Source organism: Desmonostoc vinosum, from assembly GCF_059505385.1.
The window spans coordinates 92,864-113,825 of sequence record NZ_JCACKM010000205.1; the positions used below are offsets into that span (position 1 = coordinate 92,864).

General features: G+C 43.3%; 17 protein-coding genes. 8 read left to right on the top strand and 9 right to left on the bottom strand.

What is annotated here, in order from left to right; genetic code table 11:
- Positions 1-882 (bottom strand): 4-hydroxybenzoate solanesyltransferase, encoded by an 882-nt coding sequence (locus AC5JMF_RS24960; protein WP_495798395.1) that lies wholly within the window; start codon positions 880-882, stop codon positions 1-3.
- 446 nt (positions 883-1,328) lie between these two features.
- Between AC5JMF_RS24960 and AC5JMF_RS24965 the strand changes: the two genes are divergently transcribed.
- A complete protein-coding gene (locus tag AC5JMF_RS24965) occupies positions 1,329-2,966 on the top strand; it encodes a Ppx/GppA phosphatase family protein (RefSeq protein WP_495798396.1) in 1,638 nt (545 codons plus the stop codon).
- Positions 2,967-2,987: 21 nt separating this feature from the next.
- On the opposite strand, the gene AC5JMF_RS24970 is transcribed toward AC5JMF_RS24965, so the two are convergent.
- From AC5JMF_RS24970 to AC5JMF_RS24980, 3 genes are all read right to left on the bottom strand, one after another.
- Positions 2,988-3,221, bottom strand: a complete 234-nt coding sequence (locus AC5JMF_RS24970) for a hypothetical protein (RefSeq protein WP_495798397.1) — start codon at positions 3,219-3,221, stop codon at positions 2,988-2,990.
- The gene (locus tag AC5JMF_RS24975) at positions 3,221-3,508 is read right to left on the bottom strand and encodes a type II toxin-antitoxin system HigB family toxin (protein ID WP_495798398.1); all 288 of its coding nucleotides are present in this window, start codon (positions 3,506-3,508) and stop codon (positions 3,221-3,223) included. The genes AC5JMF_RS24970 and AC5JMF_RS24975 overlap by 1 nt, the downstream gene beginning before the upstream one ends.
- A 250-nt stretch (positions 3,509-3,758) precedes the next feature.
- A complete protein-coding gene (locus AC5JMF_RS24980; protein ID WP_495798399.1) occupies positions 3,759-4,421 on the bottom strand; it encodes an SMI1/KNR4 family protein in 663 nt (220 codons plus the stop codon).
- Between the two features lie 116 nt (positions 4,422-4,537).
- Here AC5JMF_RS24980 and AC5JMF_RS24985 point away from each other — a divergent pair, with 116 nt between their 5' ends.
- Entirely contained in the window at positions 4,538-5,995 is a 1,458-nt protein-coding gene (locus tag AC5JMF_RS24985; RefSeq protein WP_495798400.1) for a protein adenylyltransferase SelO, read from the top strand.
- A 571-nt stretch (positions 5,996-6,566) separates the two neighbouring features.
- Here the strand turns inward: AC5JMF_RS24985 and AC5JMF_RS24990 are convergent.
- The 4 genes from AC5JMF_RS24990 to AC5JMF_RS25005 form a co-directional block, all read right to left on the bottom strand.
- Positions 6,567-9,083: a DUF3769 domain-containing protein gene (locus AC5JMF_RS24990; RefSeq protein ID WP_495798401.1), complete on the bottom strand. Its 2,517-nt coding sequence runs from the start codon at positions 9,081-9,083 to the stop codon at positions 6,567-6,569.
- Between the two features lie 276 nt (positions 9,084-9,359).
- Positions 9,360-9,476: a photosystem II reaction center protein I gene (locus AC5JMF_RS24995; RefSeq protein WP_495798423.1), complete on the bottom strand. Its 117-nt coding sequence runs from the start codon at positions 9,474-9,476 to the stop codon at positions 9,360-9,362.
- Positions 9,477-9,894: 418 nt separating this feature from the next.
- The gene (locus tag AC5JMF_RS25000) at positions 9,895-10,602 is read right to left on the bottom strand and encodes an acyltransferase (RefSeq protein WP_495798402.1); all 708 of its coding nucleotides are present in this window, start codon (positions 10,600-10,602) and stop codon (positions 9,895-9,897) included.
- A gap of 711 nt (positions 10,603-11,313) precedes the next feature.
- Positions 11,314-11,442 carry a hypothetical protein gene (locus AC5JMF_RS25005; protein ID WP_495798403.1) on the bottom strand — a complete coding sequence of 43 codons (129 nt, stop codon included), beginning with the start codon at positions 11,440-11,442 and terminating at the stop codon, positions 11,314-11,316.
- Between the two features lie 498 nt (positions 11,443-11,940).
- On the opposite strand from AC5JMF_RS25005, the gene AC5JMF_RS25010 reads away from it, so the two are divergent.
- The gene (locus AC5JMF_RS25010) at positions 11,941-12,255 is read left to right on the top strand and encodes a hypothetical protein (protein WP_495798404.1); all 315 of its coding nucleotides are present in this window, start codon (positions 11,941-11,943) and stop codon (positions 12,253-12,255) included.
- 400 nt (positions 12,256-12,655) lie between these two features.
- On the top strand, positions 12,656-15,220 hold the full coding sequence (gene glgP, locus AC5JMF_RS25015) for an alpha-glucan family phosphorylase (RefSeq protein WP_495798405.1): 2,565 nt from the start codon (positions 12,656-12,658) through the stop codon (positions 15,218-15,220).
- 187 nt (positions 15,221-15,407) lie between these two features.
- On the opposite strand, the gene AC5JMF_RS25020 is transcribed toward glgP, so the two are convergent.
- Positions 15,408-16,199, bottom strand: a complete 792-nt coding sequence (locus AC5JMF_RS25020; RefSeq protein ID WP_495798406.1) for a DUF429 domain-containing protein — start codon at positions 16,197-16,199, stop codon at positions 15,408-15,410.
- Between the two features lie 217 nt (positions 16,200-16,416).
- Here AC5JMF_RS25020 and AC5JMF_RS25025 point away from each other — a divergent pair, with 217 nt between their 5' ends.
- The 4 genes from AC5JMF_RS25025 to AC5JMF_RS25040 all read left to right on the top strand — a co-directional run bounded on the left by AC5JMF_RS25025 (position 16,417) and on the right by AC5JMF_RS25040 (position 20,940).
- The gene (locus AC5JMF_RS25025; RefSeq protein WP_495798407.1) at positions 16,417-16,788 is read left to right on the top strand and encodes a hypothetical protein; all 372 of its coding nucleotides are present in this window, start codon (positions 16,417-16,419) and stop codon (positions 16,786-16,788) included.
- 332 nt (positions 16,789-17,120) lie between these two features.
- Entirely contained in the window at positions 17,121-17,837 is a 717-nt protein-coding gene (locus tag AC5JMF_RS25030) for a 2Fe-2S iron-sulfur cluster-binding protein (RefSeq protein ID WP_495798408.1), read from the top strand.
- Positions 17,834-18,829 (top strand): FAD binding domain-containing protein, encoded by a 996-nt coding sequence (locus AC5JMF_RS25035; protein ID WP_495798424.1) that lies wholly within the window; start codon positions 17,834-17,836, stop codon positions 18,827-18,829. Before AC5JMF_RS25030 ends, AC5JMF_RS25035 begins: the two co-directional genes overlap by 4 nt.
- On the top strand, positions 18,826-20,940 hold the full coding sequence (locus AC5JMF_RS25040) for a xanthine dehydrogenase family protein molybdopterin-binding subunit (RefSeq protein ID WP_495798409.1): 2,115 nt from the start codon (positions 18,826-18,828) through the stop codon (positions 20,938-20,940). The genes AC5JMF_RS25035 and AC5JMF_RS25040 overlap by 4 nt, the downstream gene beginning before the upstream one ends.
- Positions 20,941-20,962 lie beyond the last annotated feature (22 nt).

The window sequence follows — 20,962 nt, forward strand, 5'->3', positions numbered from 1 at the left end:
CTACAAAGACCCAGTAATCATACCAGCAAGTAAAATAAAACCAATCCACACATTTTGCTTGAACATCTCACCATAAGCAGGGTTGGGTAAATTGGGCTGGCTAAGTCGCAGACACTGCCAAATCCAACCAGCAGCAGCAATTGCTAGGGTAATCCAAAAAGTCAAGTGAAGGTGGATTAAAACCCCTAGCCAAGCTAATAACGAGATTGTGCCAGCGAAGAAAATACCAATGGCTATGGGGGCATAGTTGCTAAAAAAGAGGGCGCTAGAATTAACACCAATGCGCCGATCATCTTCGCGATCGCTCATGGCATAAACTGTATCAAATCCTAATGTCCACAGTACAGTTGCACCCCACAAAAGCCACGTTGCTTGAGAGAGGGTTTGAGTGACAGCACTCCAGCTAATCAATACACCAAAACCCCAAGCAATCGACAGCACCAATTGTGGAACAGGAAAGACTCGCTTCGCACCCGGATAAAGTAGAATCACAGGCACAGCTGCCACAGATAACCAAAAACTCAGAGGATTGAGATAAAAGGCGAGAACAGCTGCACATATCATCGCTATAATCGCCACAACAATACCAACTTTTACAGAAAGAGCGCGAGATGCCAAGGGGCGATCGCGTGTTCTCTCCACTTCTGGATCAATATCTCTGTCCCATAAATCATTGACAACACAGCCAGCGGCACTTGTAGCCAGAGTACCTAACATAATCACACCCACCAAAGGTAAAGGTGGTTTGCCAGAAGCGGCTAGAAATACAGCCCAAAGGGCAGGAATCATCAAAATTAAGCGTCCTTCCGGTTTATGCCACCTCAGAAGGCGAATAATGATAAGCCACATGGGTTGTTGATTTTGTTCTGGCGTTCCTAGCATGGGGTTGGGGAGTCTCTTATGGGTAGGTTTTTTAGATTTCGCGTTTTGGTTGACGCGGGGACGCGGGGACGCAGGGACGCGGGGACGCGGGGACGCGGAGAATAATCAATAACAAATGACGTTAGCGTAGCGGTAGCGAGTCCGCGATAGCGAAGCGGTAGCGAGGTACGAGCGTCAGCGTAAAGCCTGCGGCATAGCTTCGCTTAGAGCGACACAGGAGCGTCGCGTCATGACAAATGACAATTCCCTATTCCCTATTCCCCATTCCCATCTATAGAATATCTTTATTTGCTATTTCACTAAAAGTGGCAACTCAGGCTAAATCTCAATAGCCACTTGATTGATCAAAGGTAGGGTGAGTATTTTTACCGTTTTTAAACATAGGTTAAGTGTTAAGTGTTAAGCGTTCCCTTTGAATATCATTCCTGAATAGAGAGAGAATCTAAATGCTGAATTTGGTTTCTTCGGCTGACTGGGAGACTATGACAGTTCAACCAGTTAAGCAACACCGGATTATTGCTGCCATTGACTTAGGGACAAATTCACTACATATGGTGGTGGTGAAAATTGACCCTGCTTTGCCAGCTTTTAGTATGATCGCCAGAGAGAAAGAAACTGTTAGGTTGGGCGATCGCAATCTGACTACTGGAGAGCTGAAACCCGAGATAATTGAAAGGGCGATCGCTGCTCTAAGACGCTTTCAAGAAGTTGCCAAAACTCTTGATGCTGAAACAATTGTTGCTGTGGCAACTAGTGCTGTGCGAGAAGCACCTAATGGTAAAGATTTTTTACAAAAAGTAGAATCTGAGTTAGGTTTATGCGTTGACCTGATTTCTGGTCAAGAAGAAGCGCGACGTATCTATCTAGGCGTACTGTCGGGGATGGAATTTCACAACCAGCCTCACCTGATTGTTGATATTGGTGGTGGTTCTACAGAAATTATTTTGGGGGACAGTCATCAACCACGTAGTCTTACTAGTACTAAAGTTGGTGCAGTGCGACTTACTGGTGAGTTAATTAACACTGACCCCATTAGCAATTCCGAGTTTCAATACTTACAAGCCTATGCACGTGGAATGTTGGAACGTTCTGTAGACGAGGTGCTAGCAAATATTGAGTTTGGTGAATCTCCTCGGTTGGTGGGAACATCAGGCACTATCGAAACACTCGCGTTAATTCATGCGCGGGAAAAATCTGGTGCTGTTCCTTCAACTCTCAATGGCTACCAATTTAGTCTTAAAGACTTGCGAGAGTGGGTGAATCGTTTACGAAAACTGAATAACTCTGAAAGGGCTGCGATACCGGGGATGCCTGAGAAGCGGTCTGAAGTTATACTAGCAGGAGCAGTAATATTACAGGAAACAATGATTCTTTTAGGTGTAGATTCGGTCACTTTATGTGAACGCTCTCTGCGCGAAGGTGTAATTGTTGACTGGATGCTTACCCACGGTTTAATAGAAGATCGGCTGCGGTACCAGAGTTCGATTCGCCAACGGAGTGTGCTGAAACAGGCAAATAAGTACCACATTAACTTAGAGTATAGCGATCGCGTGGCAGTATTTGCTCTGAGTTTATTTGATCAAACTCAAGGTACATTACACCATTGGGGAGCAGACGAACGACAGATGTTATGGGCAGCTGCCATATTACACAATTGCGGGCACTACATCAATCATTCAGCTCACCATAAGCACTCTTACTATTTAATTCGCAATGGGGAATTACTTGGTTATACCGAAACCGAAATAGAAGTGATTGCCAATTTAGCGCGATATCACCGCAAATCTCCGCCCAAGAAAAAGCACGAAAATTATAAAAACTTGTTGAGTAAAAAGCACCGACAAGTTGTTAGTCAATTGAGTGCAATTTTAAGATTAGCGGTTGCACTTGACCGTAGACAAATTGGTGCGATCGCAAGAGTGCAGTGTGATTATTATCAACAATTTCAGCAGTTTAATCTGCTAATTTATCCATCTCAACCTGATGATGATTGTGCTTTAGAACTTTGGAGTTTAGATTATAAAAAAGGCATATTTGAAGCAGAATATGGAGTTAAGCTAGTAGCAATTTTAGAAAAATCGTAAATTGCAGGAAAAAGCTTGGTTTCAAGCAATATCCTCTAAATGAGGAACGTATTCATCCTCGTATTTTTCAATTAAAACACCAATAACTTCCATCAGAGAAGCAAGCGGATGACTCTCATCTTCACCAACCTGATCAATGAGATAATCTAGCATCTCAACCAATCGCTCATATTCCTCCTCAGTATGAGGAACAAAAACATTTTCAGCAATGGATGACCAAGCAACGATAGCTTTGTGAAGGTTAAAACTTTGCATTATTCCTTCCACTTTCTTTCATCGTATTCTGAATGCGTTAACACAGATCGAATGTAAACCTTTTGGCGGTTGTAATGAATTGCAGCAATAAGTCTAATTTTGTTTCCACCAATGTTAAATACAGTCAATTTACCAACCTGATCTGCTGATGGAAAAATTTCTCGCAGTTCAACAAATGAGGCAAACTCATTTCTTTTTACCAATTGATACCACTGAGCTAGAGCATTTTTCGTATCTGGATGAATTTTAGCAAATTCATTCAACCGTTTACGAGTAATAACGTGCATTTTAAATCTGCAAATAAAATGTTAATTTTGCCATTTATTCAAACTTTTTCCTAGATCTAGGCTCGTATTATAACTTTTATACTGTATGAAGTTCTATTAACTCTCCTGCTTCAATTAATATTCGAGAAAAACCAAGCACTGGTTGTGGAGATTCTTCTCATAGTATGCCTCCGTCCTTGCGGGGACATGCGGACGAGGGGAATGTAAATGAAAGTTTCTCAGCGTCCCCGCGTGTTCCCTACTCCCCATTTCAACGAATTTGCTCTAAACTTCTATTGAGCCAATCTTCATACCAATTATAAAAACTCAAGGCTTTTTTATCATCACTAATTGGATGATACTCATCGGGATCGGCATTATGGAAATAATGACAGAAGTTTAAGGAAGCGGGATATATACCATTGTCATTAGTACGATCATCGATCCAGATATTTCCCTGCTGCTCTCCGGTGATAATTAATATTGCATAAATCCCACAACCATAATGAGCGATCGCTATACTACCTTGAATAAACTGCTCATTAAAATAGGCATCATTGTTAACAGAAATATCTGCATCATCTTTAACTATTAAATCTAAATTATTCCAGGCCTCTGCAAAAGGAAATGGTTGGGAGAGAATTTTACAATTTTGTGGGTACGGTGTTACCAAAATTGTGTTTTCATATGTAATTCCAGGCATTCTGTATAAACCGTATCCTGGGCCGGCACCACCATTACCAATTTCTAATACAAAGTTGCGATAATCACTGGGTAGCGTAATTTTGTATTTTGTTTCAAATATTTGAATATCTGTTTCACTTAAACAAGGATTAAGTTGATATTGGTGTGATTCTGAACCAAATACCTGAAATGTGGCGTCTAAAGTTGCCAGTTGAGTTAATTTATTTTTTAATTGCAAAACTTTATTCATTATGCGTTCCAAATTATGATTATGGCGCTGCCATATTTAGATATAGGTGGCTTTCTTTGTCGATGCTGATGCCAGAGGTAGTATTAAAGGAAGAAATAAATTAAGCTTTGCTCGTAATGACTCTGGCTGAAACTCCAAACAACAAGAATTCTAGCAATCCTTTTCTTACCCTCAACTACGAACCTGCCTTAGAATCTCTAGGCAATGACTACTATGACGAAGTTGTGGCGGCGGAATTTCCTCAACACATCTTACGTTGGCGCAACAATGCACTGTTACCTCGTTTGGGGTTAGATTCCCAAACAGTCACAGACGAAGATTTCATCACAGCCTTTGGCAAATTTCAAGAGCGCAAACCCTTATTAGCACTACGTTACCACGGCTATCAATTTGGTGAATATAATTCACGCTTGGGTGATGGTAGAGGCTTTCTCTACGGACAAGTACGCGCTGTTGATGGCGAACTATACGATTTTGGCACAAAAGGTTCTGGGAGAACGCCCTACTCTCGTGGTGGTGATGGAATGCTAACACTCAAGGGTGGGGTACGGGAAGTTCTGGCAGCGGAAGCATTACACTACTTGGGAGTACGCACTTCCCGCTGTCTCAGCATGATTGAAACAGGTTTATCACTGTGGCGTGGAGATGAACCTTCACCAACCCGTTCATCTGTGATGATCAGAATGAGTATGTCACACATTCGCTTTGGTACTTTTGAGCGATTGCATTTTTTTCAGCGTCCAGATTTGACTAAAAAGCTGCTAGACCATGTAATTGAGCAATATTACCAAGATCTCAACACCGAAAAAGATAAGTATGCTCTGTTTTATGCAGAATTAGTGAAACGAATTGCCAAATTAGTAGCACAATGGATGGCAGTTGGCTTTTGTCATGCGGTTCTTAATACCGACAATATGTCAATTACCGGAGAAAGCTTTGACTATGGCCCTTATGCGTTTATTCCTACTTATGACCCATATTTTATAGCTGCATATTTTGATTATTATGGACGCTATTGTTACAGTCAGCAACCAAGTATTTGTCAGTTAAATTTAGAAATGCTCCAGGAACCTTTGAAAGCGGTGATTGATAAAGGGGATTTGGAGGCAGGATTAGCTAGCTTTCATCAGGATTATCATGCTGAGTACAAGGCTTTGATGTTGAAAAAGTTAGGCTTTATAGAGTTGCAACATCCACAAGCTGATGAACTTTTGCATCTAACGATCGCATTTTTGCAAGAAAGCCAAGTTGGCTATCATCAGTTCTTTTATGAAATGGCTCGTACCTTTTCATCTAAATGGCGGGATGAACCAGCTTTTGTCTTGAATAATTCAGATGTTGTGCCAGCATTGGGCACATCAGCAATTTTTGATAATTGGTGTATACTTTACCATAAAATTTTGAATGATTTTGACCCAGAAAATATGAATGCGATCGCTCAAACTTTGGCAGAGCAAAATCCTCAAACAGCATTGTTAAGACCTATTATAGAATCTGTTTGGGATGCGATCGCTCAAGAAGATAACTGGCAATCTTTTTATGATTTATTACAGCGAATTCAATCTAAACAGTAGAGGTTGTTTTAAAACTTTTGAGCGAATATAATTCGCTACTATACAAGCAAAGTCCGCCTCTGCGAATTAACACAAAATCAAAACTATTAAACCCACGTTCACCCTTAGCGATTTCGTACTTCTTTAGGGAAGCAAGCTAGCAAGAGCATCTCCGACAAAACAAGGGTAGATGGATTTTGTCTGTGTAGACGCGATTTCTAATCGTTGATACTAAAAAACACCGCAGCAAGCACAATTAAACCTAGAAGTGCTAACGGAACCCAAAGATTGGGGAGATCTGACAAACTCATAAGTAATCCAAGATATTTCTTTAATACTTATTATGCTAAGGTTTGGGATAAAATTTAACGAGTTCCGTAGGTTTAAGTCCCCCAGTTCTATAATCAGCAAGTTTTGTGTTGGGGTTGTCTTACAAAGTTGAGGCAGTGTGATCTTGGGGAGCCACTGCGTTGGACGGGTTTCCCGGATTAAAGCAAGTGGCGTGGTTTCCCCCATGAACAACTGCGCGTTAAATCCCTATTACAAAACTTAATTACGAATTACGAATTACGAATTACGAATTACGAATTATTTAATTATTTTGTCGCACGCCACCCACAACTGGCTTCACCTCATCATTAGAAAAGGGATCGGTGCCACCAGTCCAGTTAAAGTCACTAATGCGGATGCTAAAGCCGCCTAATTGCAACACCGGGTTATAACGCAAAGTGATGCCATAGGTACGACGATTATATTCTAATATGTAATCTGTACTACTTTCTTCTCCTGTATCTAAGTTAATTGTTGTTTGAAAGCCTAAGCGAAATGGGCCGTAAATTTGCTGTGATATTCCAGCACTTAACACTCTATTGTCAACGGAGCGATCAAACAAAAATGGGGATAATCCACTGTTTATACCTTGAGAATAGCGGATATTAAAAGCGGTGTAGTCGAAAAAGGGACGAGAAAAATGACCAACCTGTCCTTCTAAGCCAATCGTACCAATCAGAGTAGTTTGATTATCACCGTTAGTGTAATAGCTAGTAGTACCTGTAACGCCAGCGATCGCTTGTAAATAAGGCACTACTGGATTAGGTGTATACCGTAATCCTTGGGTTGGCGTAGGTGGCAATGGTTTCCCGCGCCATAGTACTATGCCTGTACTCAAGGCGGCACTAGCTTGTAAGCGACCTAGCGAAATGCGATCATTATCCCGATTCGTTTCTAGCAAGTCTAGACGATCTGTGTTGGCATTGATATACTGAGCGCCTCCTTGATAGCTAAGATTAATACCGCTTTTACCCAAAGGAATCACAGGAGATGTGATGACGCCGCCAAGACTGCTTTGGACGGTTTGAAAACCAAGTGTGCCATTGTAGAGACGATCGCGGTAGCTATATTCTAAATTCAATGTATGGGGATTGCGATCGCCTAATAACTGGCGTAATCGCAGACTTGCCCGCAAATTTTCTTCGACTTTGTTTAAGTCTAAGCTAGTTAAATCACCAGAACCTTCAATTACAGCTTGTGGACTCAAAACAACGTTTAACTTTGATTTCACCGCAAATAACGCTGCTATGTCATTAGGGCCTTCTTGCACAGCTTTTTGAGCTAAAAATTGCGGCGTAATTGTCCAGCGTGCCTGTTCTGTATTAATCGGCACAAAACCGCGCTCCAGAAATAAACCACCCCGCTTATCTCCATCAAAGCCAGGAGAGACTATTGCCGGGGTAACTTCCTGCTCTCGACGATCAATAGTCTGCCCATCTACGGGGATAGGTACGGAATATTTTTGGTCAAATACTAAACGTTGTTGCTGTGTATTAACACGGTCTACCAAGGGAGACTCCCGCGTGAGAGTAACTTTAGATGCACGCAACTCTAATTCTGGGGGTGAAAAAGGGTCATTGGTAATTCGCACATCTCTGGCTTGGAAACCTCGCGGATAGAAGTCAATTGTTTGGGCTTCAAATCGTAGGCGATTAACTTCACCTCCTGTACTTGGCGGTGGGACATTGCTACCCTCAGTTCGTCCCGAGGTGATATTCAGTCCTCCAGGACTGCCGACACCTGAAGTGGGTTGATTGGCCCTGATGCGATCGCTTAGCGGACGCTTGGGTACTCCACCTGCTGTCACATCAGTTGGCAAGAAAGCAAAATCCGTTTGAGCGGAGGGTACATAAATCTCTCCTCTACCATTTTGCAGTTCGCCAGTATCTTGGACAAAGTTATAAGTAAAACGTTGTCCCCGCAGTACCTGATCGCCCCTTGTTAAGGCGACGTTGCCTTCTCCCACAGCAATCAAATTATCCAAACTCACTTGTAGGCGATCGGCATCCACAACCGCCTCATCAAATCGCACCACTACATTGCCTTCAGCCGTAATAATTCGCCGTTGCTCATCATACTCTTGCTTATCTGAAGTCACTTCTACCACTCTAGGTCTGACTGGCGGCACATTTGTACTAGGTGGTTGACTTTGTGGCTGTTTTGTGGGTTGAGATTGTAGTGTAGATGCAGGTAGTTGAGCTTGTTGAATATCTGACTCAAATTCTATCGTGATGGGTGTTGAAGGTTGATTTGTCGATTTGCGAGACTTGAATTCTATAGTATTTTTGATCGACTGAGAATTTGCTGCATTATCTAAAGCAGATTCAGAGAGATTGATTTTTCCTGGAGATTGTTGTGCAGGATTATGACTTTGCTTTCTTTGTTGAGTTAATTTATTGGCTAATACTTGCGCCGCAGAGGCTGTCACCTCTTGCATAGGATTACCAATTGTCAGCGGTTCGCCCAATAATACAGCACTCCCAGAAGCAGTAAGGGGTGAAAATTCTGGTGATGTTTCTGAGGTACTTGGTAAAGATGGGGTTTCAGCAACTAATTGAGTTGTGTTGATAGGAGTTGATAGATGCCGATAATTCCCATTGTCGGTCGCACTTGCTAACTGAGGTAGATATTTTTGCTGCTGGGGTTTTTCTTGGCTTTTTGGCGTTTTAGTTTCAATAGTTGAATGGAAGTTGAATTTACCAGCAGATGCGATGGGATTTGCGGGTTGGGCAGGTTTAACGATAGAAGGAAAAGCAGGCGGCGGAACAGGATGAAGCATATCAGAGAAAAATCGAGCTAACAAACAGCCAAATGGCAGCCGGAAGGATCAATTCTACATTTTGCCTTCCGACTTTTGCCTTCTGCCTACTTGCAGCAAGCTATCCGGAGTAGGACACTAGACTTTTTGGAGAAGCTTGGTAAGGGAGAAGCAAAGGATAATTCTTCTCCTTTGCCTTCAATCTTTTTCTCAACTCATGTAAGTTTGTACATAAGTTTTGCTTAGTGTTTATGGCGTCTATTTTTTCCGCCTTCCGGTAGTTGCGGATTAGTCGCCTTACTCCGAATCCCGACGACCGGGGTTACGAGCTGGGTCATTCGACAAAAATCCGAAGATAAAGATAGTCACGAAGAAGGCAACAACAATATAAACAGCAATTTTTAATGTCACCATAAAAAATCTCCAAGGGGTATGACAAAGAGGGTTTCTCTCAGAATCTGCCATGCAGAAAAGATAGCTCCTATATATTACCCAAATCTTGTCCCTTTTTTGGAGGACTCTAGTTAGCGTGGAGAACTTTTTATCATACTCAAGTTTGAGTTACCATCTTGCGATTACTAGGTTTTGTCGCATATTTAGCTTTTTTCAAACAAAAAAGTTATGTGTAAGTTTGCCATTGTCGTGACGTTGAATAACAGCAAAGGTTTCCACCTGTTGTCAAACATCGCCTCTCAGTCATAACACAAATTGTGGGGACTGGGGACTGGGGACTGGGGACTGGGACTGGGGACTGGGGACTGGGGACTGGGACTGGGGACTGGGGACTGGGGACTGGGGACGAGGACGCGGGGACGCGGGGACATGGAGAAAATTACTTCCTTATCTCCCTCATTTCTCCCACTCCCACTCTTGCAAGTCGGCTTTTAATGACTCGTGCTGGTGTACCTACAGCAACGGAAAAGGGAGGAATATCTTTGTTCACAACTGCTCCCGCACCAATGACGCTGCCTTGACCGATGGTAACGCCATCTAGAACTGTAACTCCATGTCCTAGCCAACAATTATCCTCAATCACAATTCCCTTGCGAGTTATACCTTGATTTTTGATTGGTTCTATGGGATCTGCAAAATTATGATTATTTGCATATATCCCTGAGTGACCTGCAATTAGGCAGTGCTTGCCAATTTTTATATCTCCTGGCCCCTCAATACACACGCTAGGGCCAATAAAGGTTTCTTCATCAATGTGAATGACAGTATCTTCCAAACACCCTATATCAACGTTACGCTCAATTGCGACTTTATTACCTAGATAAACTCTATTATTTCTGTGTCCTCTGCCGTCTATGCGTACACCTCTGAAAATATATACTTCATTGCCAATTTCAATCCCAGAAGTACCGATAAACTCTACTCCATTTTGGATATATATTTGTCTACCTATATTTGCAAAAATACTACGATATATCAACTTTCTGATTTTTGGCCCTAGAGCAATTGTCGGAATATCACCTAATAAGGTAATGATTAAAACTTCTTGCAGGCGCTGCCATTTTGAGGAATATTGCTTGTTGCTCATGGCTAAATATCTCTCAAGTAAACTATTGTTGACGTTCTGGAGAATTGATTTGGGTTTGGTTCTGCCTGCTACTCATACCAATCACGCTGGTATATATCAATTTTTAAGTACAATTGATTGCGTTCCGGCAAGTTTACATATTTTTAGATAGTTTGCCAAATAATGGAAAACTTAAGTTTAGGTTTGACGATCTAATTCAAAGGGTACAGGGAACGGCAACGCTTAATAGGGGAACCTACTTGCAAATAGTGACATTAAAACAATTACACTGTTTTTCAAAACATCTTTTTTGGAGTGCGGCTCTGTACCCACAACTAAAGTTTTTATCCCTGTTCCCTATCCTGAAGGGTATGTAATGATATTGCTTATTGTTGCTGAACTAATTAATCAGCTAATATCATTGCATTGTCGAGTCAAACCTCAAACTATTAAATTGTCAAATATGAAAATTTGCTGGTTTAGACAGGCTAAAATCTTGTTTATCCGGAAAATTTCCAAAGCTTATCATTTAATTATAAATAGAGTTGTTTACCTGGAGTCTATTTACTCACCAGGTTTTTTTGAGTTTTTTAAACAACTCAAATTAATAAGCTATTTTCTAACACAACTACATTTATATATGTAATTTTAAAGGCTAGGTAAATTTTCTGCCTACCATTAAATGTAGTTATTGTTGAATTTTTCCGGGAGCTTTGCTCAAGTAAAACCCTTTTAGGGTGGAGTGTCTCCCACTTCAGCCATCACATTGAAGTTAACCATCGGTGCAAACAAGTAAGCGCTTCCCCGATTGCTATGACGACTTTCTTGCAACGAATTTCTAGAGTATGCTGCTCCAATCATGTTGCACACGGATGATTTACAAACTAACTAACAAAATCACACTCCTGACGACATGAGTGAACTTTGATAACAGTTGCTTCTAACCATAACATATTTTATTTTTTGTGGAATACTTTTATCAGGCCAATTTTGATGATTACTTAACAATTAAAAAACACTAATTGGCTAATTTTTTTACTTTAGCGATCGCCATTATGTAGCTTTTTATTCATCGTGATAATTTTGGTGCTAAATAGGTTACATATAGGTTTGTAAAAGGGACTGGCGGTATGACACCCTTAGTTTGTAGCGCAGAGTATTTTACTCATATTGAAAAATTTGTAAATCACCCAATCAGGTGAGCCAAGCGGGTGATGCGTGCGTGACATGGCTCATTATAAATTCTTATTGAATGAAATATTAAATATACTCTAGTTTTCAAGGGGATTCCATAAAAGAATATTAGACTGATCTGAGTATTAATTTTGACTTACACATTTGGTTTCATATATGATTCTTATGCAAGAAATTGTCCAAGAAGCTTTAAAAACAGGCTATTTGAGCGCTGCTGCTGAAGATAGGATGCGATCGCTTATTCAAAATAACTACGATTCTGAAGATTTAGATGCCTGGATTATTTTGCAACGAGCTGTCAGTGCGGGTGAGGTGAAGCAAGAATCGCGTCGCAAAAAAGCTGCATTCTCTTCTCAAAATAAAGACACTTCCTCAAATATTAAACTTGCTTATCAAATAGCAGCAGAAATTGCTTATGCCGCTGCTATTGCTTTGAGTATGTCGAAAAATACCAAAGACCAACCTCCTTTAGGTGCTTAATAATGTTGCATGACTAAGTTATTGTATACTTTTGATACCAAGCAGTTGGCGATCGCCTAATCAACTGCTTGGTAAAATTTTAGATTTTCTTCAAATTTTGCTTGGGTAACTTCAGCGCAGCCCTGATCTTTTTTTTAACTGAATTTTTATTAAAAAATAATTAAATCTAAATAAAAAATTAACTCAGCGAATAATTAAATTTTTATAAAATTAGCACTTGGTTTAAGATAACGCCTAGAATTAAAAACATCTTTGGTGTAAACCATAGCAGCGAGGAGTAGAATAATTCTCAATGCTTAACAAAGTCATGGCATTATTACAAACACAGTATAAAGAATTGGCAACATTGGGAAAAGACAGTAAACAATAACCATAGCTAACCTTGGAGTTTTGCCAACCTATGCAGCCAATTCGCACATTTAACGTTTCCCCCTCCCTACCGCCGCGACTCGAACCGCTGCGGCGGCTGGCACAGAACTTGCACTGGGATTGGAACGTTGAGACCAAAGATTTATTTCGTCGCTTAGATGCTGACTTGTGGGAATCTAGTCGTCATAATCCTGTATTGATGTTAGGTACAATCAGTCAAGCACGGCTTTTGGAAGTTGTTGAAGATGAAGGCTTTCTAGCGCAAATGGATCGGGCCTTTCGCCAATTAGAAGACTATCTTCAAGAACGCACTTGGTATCAAAAGCAACGCAGCAACAAACCAAAAGAATGCTACGCTTACTTTTCGGCTGAATTTGGACTTGTAGATTGTTTACCTGTTTATTCTGGAGGCTTGGGTGTTCTGGCGGGGGATCACCTCAAATCCGCTAGTGATTTAGGACTACCGTTAGTAGGTGTCGGCTTACTTTACCAACAAGGATACTTTGCCCAGTATCTCAACGCCGATGGCTGGCAGCAAGAACGCTACCCCATCAATGATTTTTATAATATGCCTTTGCACCTAGAGCGTAATCCCGATGGCTCAGAATTGCGGATTGCTGTAGACTATCCAGGACGCAAGGTATACGCCAGAGTTTGGCGTGTGCAGGTGGGAATGGTGCCACTTTATATGTTGGACACCAACATTGAACCCAACAAAGCTTACGATCACGACATCACAGATCAGTTGTATGGTGGCGACATTGATATGCGTATCCACCAAGAAATCATGCTGGGTATTGGTGGTGTGCAGATGCTCAAAGCTTTGGGATATGAGGTTACAGCCTACCATATGAATGAAGGTCACGCTGCCTTCTCCGCCCTAGAGCGCATTCGCATCTTAATTCAAGAAGAGGGTTTAGATTATGCCCAAGCTAAACAAATAGTCTCTTCTAGCAACATTTTTACTACCCACACACCAGTACCAGCGGGAATTGACTTGTTCGCCCCTGACAAAATTTTGTACTATCTGGGCTACTATGCAGATATCTTTGACTTACCCAAAGAGCAATTTTTAGGACTGGGACGCGAGAATACAGGCGATTTGTCTGCACCCTTTAGTATGGCGGTGCTAGCCCTGAAAATGGCGACATTTTCTAATGGGGTGGCACAGCTGCATGGTGTGGTGTCACGGCAAATGTTCCAAGGGTTATGGAAGAAAGTCCCCGTGGAGGAAGTACCTATCGCTGCAATTACTAACGGCGTTCACGCCCGTAGTTGTGTGGCGAAATCAACTCAAGAGTTGTACGATCGCTACTTAGGGCCAAATTGGTCATCAGCATCAATAGATAGCCCATTATGGGAACGGATGGATGCAATTCCTGATGAGGAATTATGGCGGAATCACGAACGCTGCCGTTTGGATATGATTTTGTATGTTCGCGAACATTTAGTCAAGCACTTACGCGATCGCGGCGCTTCTTCCTCAGAAATTGTCCAAGCACAAGAAGTTTTAGATCCCTATGCTTTAACAATTGGCTTTGCTCGTCGCTTTGCCACCTACAAACGTGCTACCTTGTGGATGCGCGATTTAGAACGCATCAAACGGATTTTGCTAGGTAACAAACACCGCAAAGTCCAATTTGTGATTGCTGGTAAAGCACACCCGAAAGATATTCCCGGTAAAGAACTCATCCGCGATATCAACCACTTTATCCGCGAACAACACTTAGAAAAACAAGTGGTGTTTGTTCCCAACTACGACATTCACATATCGCGGTTGATGGTGGCGGGTTGCGATATTTGGTTAAACACACCGCGTCGTCCCCGCGAAGCCTCTGGTACCAGCGGCATGAAAGCATCAATGAATGGATTACCCAATTTAAGTGTTCTAGATGGCTGGTGGGATGAAGCTGATTACGTCCGCACAGGTTGGGCAATTGGACATGGAGAGAATTACGAAGATCCCAATTATCAGGATGAAGTCGAAGCCAACGCTCTCTATGATTTGCTAGAGAAGGAAGTTGTACCCCTATTTTATGATCACCGCGATACCGATGGCTTACCCCGTCCTTGGGTTGCCAAAATGAAAGATGCAATTCGGCTGAATTGTCCGTTTTTCAATACAGCGCGGATGGTGGGAGAATATGCTGGGCGGGCTTATTTCCCAGCCAGCGATCGCTATCATACTTTAACTATCGATAACTACGCCCCTGCTAAAGAACTCGCTGCTTGGAAAGCAAAACTCAGTGAACATTGGTTTAATATCAAAATCAAAGATATCAACGTATCCGCAGCATCAGACATCGAAGTTAATCAAACCGTTGCCGTCAAAGCCCAGCTTGATTTAGCAACTATGACTAATGATGATGTGCAGGTAGAGTTATATCAAGGTGCGATCGATGCCAACGGTGAGATTGTCAACGCTGTGCCAGTGATCATGGATTACCAAGGAGAGGATACACAAAAACTAAGTATTTACACTGCCAACATCACTTATACCACCTCTGGTTTGCAAGGCTTGTCTTTGCGTGTGTTGCCGAAAAATCAATACTTGTCTAGTCCTTATGAACCAAGATTGATTGCTTGGGCAGAGTAAAGCGATTAGAAATCGCGCGCCAGTTGCTACCCTGTGGGAAGCCGCCCTCCGGGCGTCTACAAGTCGGCAAAGCCGACAACACTTGCTTCAACGCTCTTAACCCGCGCAACGCAGTGTTTCCCCAACGCACTGGCTTGGCTACACAAACAAAACCCACCTCTGTGGGTTTGAAAAACATAGTTTTTGGTTAGTCCACGGAGGTGGACTTCGCCTGTGTAGTAGCGAATTCTATATCGCCCAAAACTACGATTCTTTGGGGGACGACAATGTAACCAGTAGTGCGATCGCCTAGTACTAGGTTACGTTGTTCTCCCCAATACCACCAGTATGCAGCAACATACGCACAGATGAGACTATCTAGTTTATCTTCGGCTGCTTTGAGGGTTGCACCTGTGGTAGGAATTTCGCAAGGGAACGAACCACAGAGGCGCACAGAGCGCAGAGGAGGTTGATAAGTAGGTAAAATGTCGAGAATGTAATTATAAAGTTTGCTTAGTTCTAAGCGACGCTCATTGAGGCGTCCTTTTTTGTATTTGAGGATGCGTTCTAAGCCAAATAGATGCACTATTGCTGGATGCGGAAAAACTTCTATTTGATATCTGCCGGGTTTTTGTGGTTCGATGGTGGGTGCGTGGGCAAAACCACGAGATTCTAATTCTAGTCCAAAGTTGATGGTACGTTCTGCGAAGGGGAGGTTTTGATTGGCTGGGTAGCATCCGGCGTGATATTTGCCAAAGTGCTTATGGGTGAGTTTGTCGGGGAGGCGACTCCCAGTAGCGTTGGGGATCAAGGTAGGTGCATCTACGGCGATGATGGCTGGTTCGTCTGGTTGTACGCATTTATCAATCCAGGTGAGGATATCTGCAATGAATTCTTGACGATCTAAATCCAGTAGTTGGAGTTGTCCATCTATCAATTCTAAGCAGCATAGTCCGCTTGGTTGGGATTTCCAACCTAAATCAATCCCTAGAAATTTCATTACTAACCCATGCAGAATACAGTAAGGCGATCGCAATGATATCCTGATTGGCGGTTATGAGAAAGATATCGTCAAAGCGATCGCCTCAACACATGATGATTATAAATCTGTGAGTAGAGACGTGCTATGGAACGTCTTTACAAGGGTCTATTGCTAAAAAGTTTAGAGTCTTTCTAAAAAAAGGTGTCTGGTATTGTACCGATAAAGGAGTTTAAATATGAACGTAAAGTCAAGACTTTTAGAGATTTGGGAAAATAATCCACCAAGCTTTTTCTACATTAATCTCCCGTTACCTAATAGCCCATCAGTTATGCTTGATGGTGGTGGAAGCGGTTGTTATGATGCTGATATTTTTATCCAAGAAATAGAATCTAATCTTGATAAAAAGAAAGGTAATTTGTGGAGCGTTCAAACGTTTGGACACTATGACAATTCCAATCATGAATGGCATCTTGTAGGGTACGAAGCTCTTGAACATCAGATTTATCAGAAATTCATTATTCTGTATTATGAACCTGTTAACTATGCTCAGGTCGTTCAAGACTGCATGAAAAAAAATGTAACAAAAGAACTTGTCACACGTAACTAAGCTTTTTTAAATAATTATTCTGCCTGCGTTTTGCAGCGCAAAGTCGGCCGGGTCGGTTTCCGTCCCGTCGAACTTTGCAAGAAGGCTTTTTTATGGCTATACCAATTCATTTGGTATAGGTAACTTTGATTGAGTTTTGCTAATTTTGGGGTTCTATACTTGACTTTTATGAGCAAAGATTCTATCTGAAGAATAAAAAATATCTATCTTAGGTTTGATATTATTTAAACTGTTATCTAAATTCTCTTTACTTGTTAAACTTTGATTCAGAGAAGAAACTAAAGAGCATTTAAAGAACCAAAGCTTTAATGCAGGCTAGAGGAATAAAATTAATGGAACCTTCTAAAAAGAGAGCAGAAAAAACATCTCGACGCAACTTTTTGGGACAAGCACTGACAGCAGCGGGAACAGCTATTGCTGCTCCTGCAATTATCAACCAGACAACCGCGGCTAAGGAAGTTATTCAAAGCTCGGAAGGTAATATGGATCTAACACTTACCGTCAATGGCCAACCACGAACCTTAAATATTGAGCCACGTGTGACACTCTTGGATGCTTTGCGCGATCGCCTGGGTCTTGTCGGCAGTAAAAAAGGCTGCGATCATGGTCAGTGTGGTGCTTGTACTGTTTTAATTGATGGTCAGCGTGTTTATTCTTGCCTATCTTTAGCAGTCATGCAGGAAGGTAAAGCAATTGTTACCATCGAAGGCTTAGCAAAGGGTGATACTCTGCATCCCATGCAAGCAGCATTCATTGATAACGACGGTTTTCAATGCGGCTACTGTACACCAGGACAAATTTGTGCATCTGTTGCTTTAGTTGAAGAAGTTAAACGTGGGTGTGCCAGTGTAGTCACACAAGATTTAAATCGTCCTCCACAGTTGGCGGAACTCTCAGAGGCAGAAATTAAGGAGCGCTTGAGCGGTAATCTCTGTCGATGCAGCGCCTACAACGGCATCGTCGCGGCAGTGCAGCAGGTAGCTGGGCAAAAACCACCTTCACCGACAGCAACTATGATCATCAGCGAACTCCAGGAGATGCCGGCATGAACAACTTTACTTACATCCGCGCTACCTCGGTGAAAGATGCTCTGCAACGGGCAAAAACTGACCAAAAAGCTATGTATATCGCAGGCGGGACAAATTTAGTTGACCGCCTGAAAGTTTTTTTGGATGAGCCATCACAACTCATCGACATCTCCCGCTTAGAGATGGGGCGCATTGAACGCACAAGTAGCGGCGGTTTGCGTATAGGAGCGTTGGTAAGTAACACAGCAGTGGCAGATCATCCCGATGTTCGCCGCAACTACCCGATGTTATCACGGGCAATTCTCGCTGGGGCATCGCAACAGATCCGCAATATGGCAACTATGGGCGGTAATCTTTTGCAACGTACCCGTTGTCCCTACTACTACGATACTGCTTTCCCCTGTAACAAAAGACAACCCGGAACTGGCTGCCCTGCCGCTACAGGTATCAACCGAATGCACGCGATTTTAGGCGCTAGTGAGCAGTGTTTTGCGGTGCATCCTTCGGATATGTGCGTTGCTCTGGCGGCTTTAGATGCTGTCGTGGATGTAGAAGGCCCCAAAGGCAAGCGGCAGATTCCCTTAACAGACTTTCACCGTTTACCAGGGGACGCACCCCAGCGAGATACCAACCTCGAACCGGGTGAGTTAATTACTGCTGTAACTCTGGGGCCGATGCCCTTTGCCAAATCGGGGGTTTATTTGAAATTACGCGATCGCACTTCCTACGCTTTTGCTTTAATTTCAGTAGCGGCTGCTCTTGAGTTAACAGGTGAGCAAATCAAAAATGCCCGCTTAGCCATGGGTGGTATCGCTCACAAACCTTGGCGAACCACAGAAGCAGAAAAGTTTCTCATTGGCAAGCCTGCCAACACTACAACATTTCAACAAGCAGCAGAAATTGCGCTTGCGGGAGCCAAGCCCCTAACCCACAATGCTTTCAAAGTTGATATGGCCAAGCGAGCAATACGTCGGGCGCTCACAGTTTCAGCTAAAGGAGGAGGCGTCGTATGAGTAAAGTAATTGGAACTGCCGTCAACCGTAAAGACGGACGAGCTAAGGTTACAGGCACAGCAACCTACGCCGCTGAACATCAAATACCGAATTTAGTTCACGGTTATCTTGTCACTGCTAACATTGCCAATGGGCAAATCAAAAGCATCGACACCAGCACAGCAGAAAAATCTGTGGGAGTGATCGCAGTTTTTACCCACAAAAACGCCCCCAAGGTATTCATGCCCAGCAACGACTTTGTTACCTCGAAAATCTACGAAGCTCGTTTACCGTTATCAGATAACAAAGTTCACTATGCAGGGCAAATCATCGGCTTGGTAGTAGCAGACACCTTTGAGCGGGCACGAGATGCGGCGCACTTAGTCAAGGTCGAATATACAGCCCAAAAGCCACTAATTGATGTCAAACAAGCCTCCTTGAAAGAGCCTCCACCCCAATTTGGTGAAGAACTCAAGTTTGAGAAAGGGAACATCACTAGCGGCATGGCAAGTGGCACAACCAAATTTGCAGCCACCTACAAAACTTCTACCGAACTGCACGCACCCATGGAACCCCATGCCATCATTGCCCACTGGCAAGATGCAGACTCACTCACTGTTTACGAGCCATCCCAATGGGTAGCAGGAACCCAGCGTACTTATGCAGAACTCTTTGGGCTACCAACAGAACGGGTACGGATTGTTACACCTTTTTTGGGTGGGGCTTTTGGTTGCAAAGCCTTCCCCTGGCCTCACGGCATTCTCTGCGCGGCGGCGGCTCGCCAAGTCAAGCGCCCTCTGCGAGTCGTTCTCAGTCGGCGGCAAATGACGGCGAACTCAGGACACCGCTCGGAAACTGAGCAACTTATCAGCTTGGCAGCAACTGCTGATGGCAGTCTGACTGTGATTGATCACCAAGTCAAATCCAGCACTTCCCCAGTAGATACTTTCGCGGAACCGTGTACAGGTATCACTCCAGTCATGTATACAACACCCAATCTGCGAATGAAGCAAGAATTGGCAGTCCTAAACATCGGCACACCAACATTTATGCGTGCCCCAGGAGAAAACCCTGGTTTGTGGGCGTTAGAGTCAGCCATGGATGAACTGGCTTGGCAACTCAAAATTGACCCAGTAGAACTGCGCCTCAAAAACGAAACCAAGGAACATCAACGCAAGGGGCAGCCATTCTCAGCTAAATACTTTGCCGACTGTTTGCGAGTTGGTGCAGAGCAATTTGGGTGGAAAGACAGACCAAAGCAGCCGCGATCGCTCACCCGTGATGGTAAACTCATAGGCTGGGGCATGGCAGCAGCAACCTTTCCCGGCTTGCGGGGTAAAGCCACAGTTAAAGTGCGGCTCCTACCAGATGGTACCGCCCATATTCTCACCGCTGGCAATGACATGGGCACTGGTGCGTATACCGTAGTCGCTGCCACCGCCGCAGAAGAATTGGGGCTACCCGTCGAACAAATACGCGTAGAGTTGGGCGACTCCCTACTACCTGATGGCGGTTTAGCTGGTGGCTCCATGATGACAGCATCCCTTGTGCCAGCAGTCATGTCAGCCTGTCAGCAAGTCCTCAAAACTGCGAAAGTGAAGACCGCGCAAGAAGCATTTACCAATCTCCGTCAGTCGGGACGCTCAGCTTTAGAAGCCACAGCATCCTCCGCCCCCGGTGCTGAAGCCAAGAAATGGGCATTCCAATCTTGGGGCGCACATTTTTGCGAAGTCAGCATCGATGAAGAAATCGGACGCTTACGAGTGACTCGTTGGGTGTCAGTCATGAACATTGGACAAGTCATCAACGCCAAGACAGCAGCCAGTCAAGTGCGAGGCGGTGTCATCATGGGTATTGGACAAGCTCTCATGGAGGAGTCTCACCTAGACCCAAATATCGGCTATCCCGTAGTTTACGATTTGGCTACTTATCACTTCCCAGCCCACGCAGACATTCCGCGCATTCAAGTAGCCTTCGTTGGGCAACCAGACCTCAACTTCAACCCCGCCGGAGTCCGTGGTGTAGGTGAAATTGGCATCACAGGTGTTTCAGCTGCGATCGCCAATGCAGTTTACCATGCTACAGGCAAGCGCATCAGAGACTTACCCATCACACCTGACAAGTTGTTGTAATTGGGAATGGAGAATGGAAAAG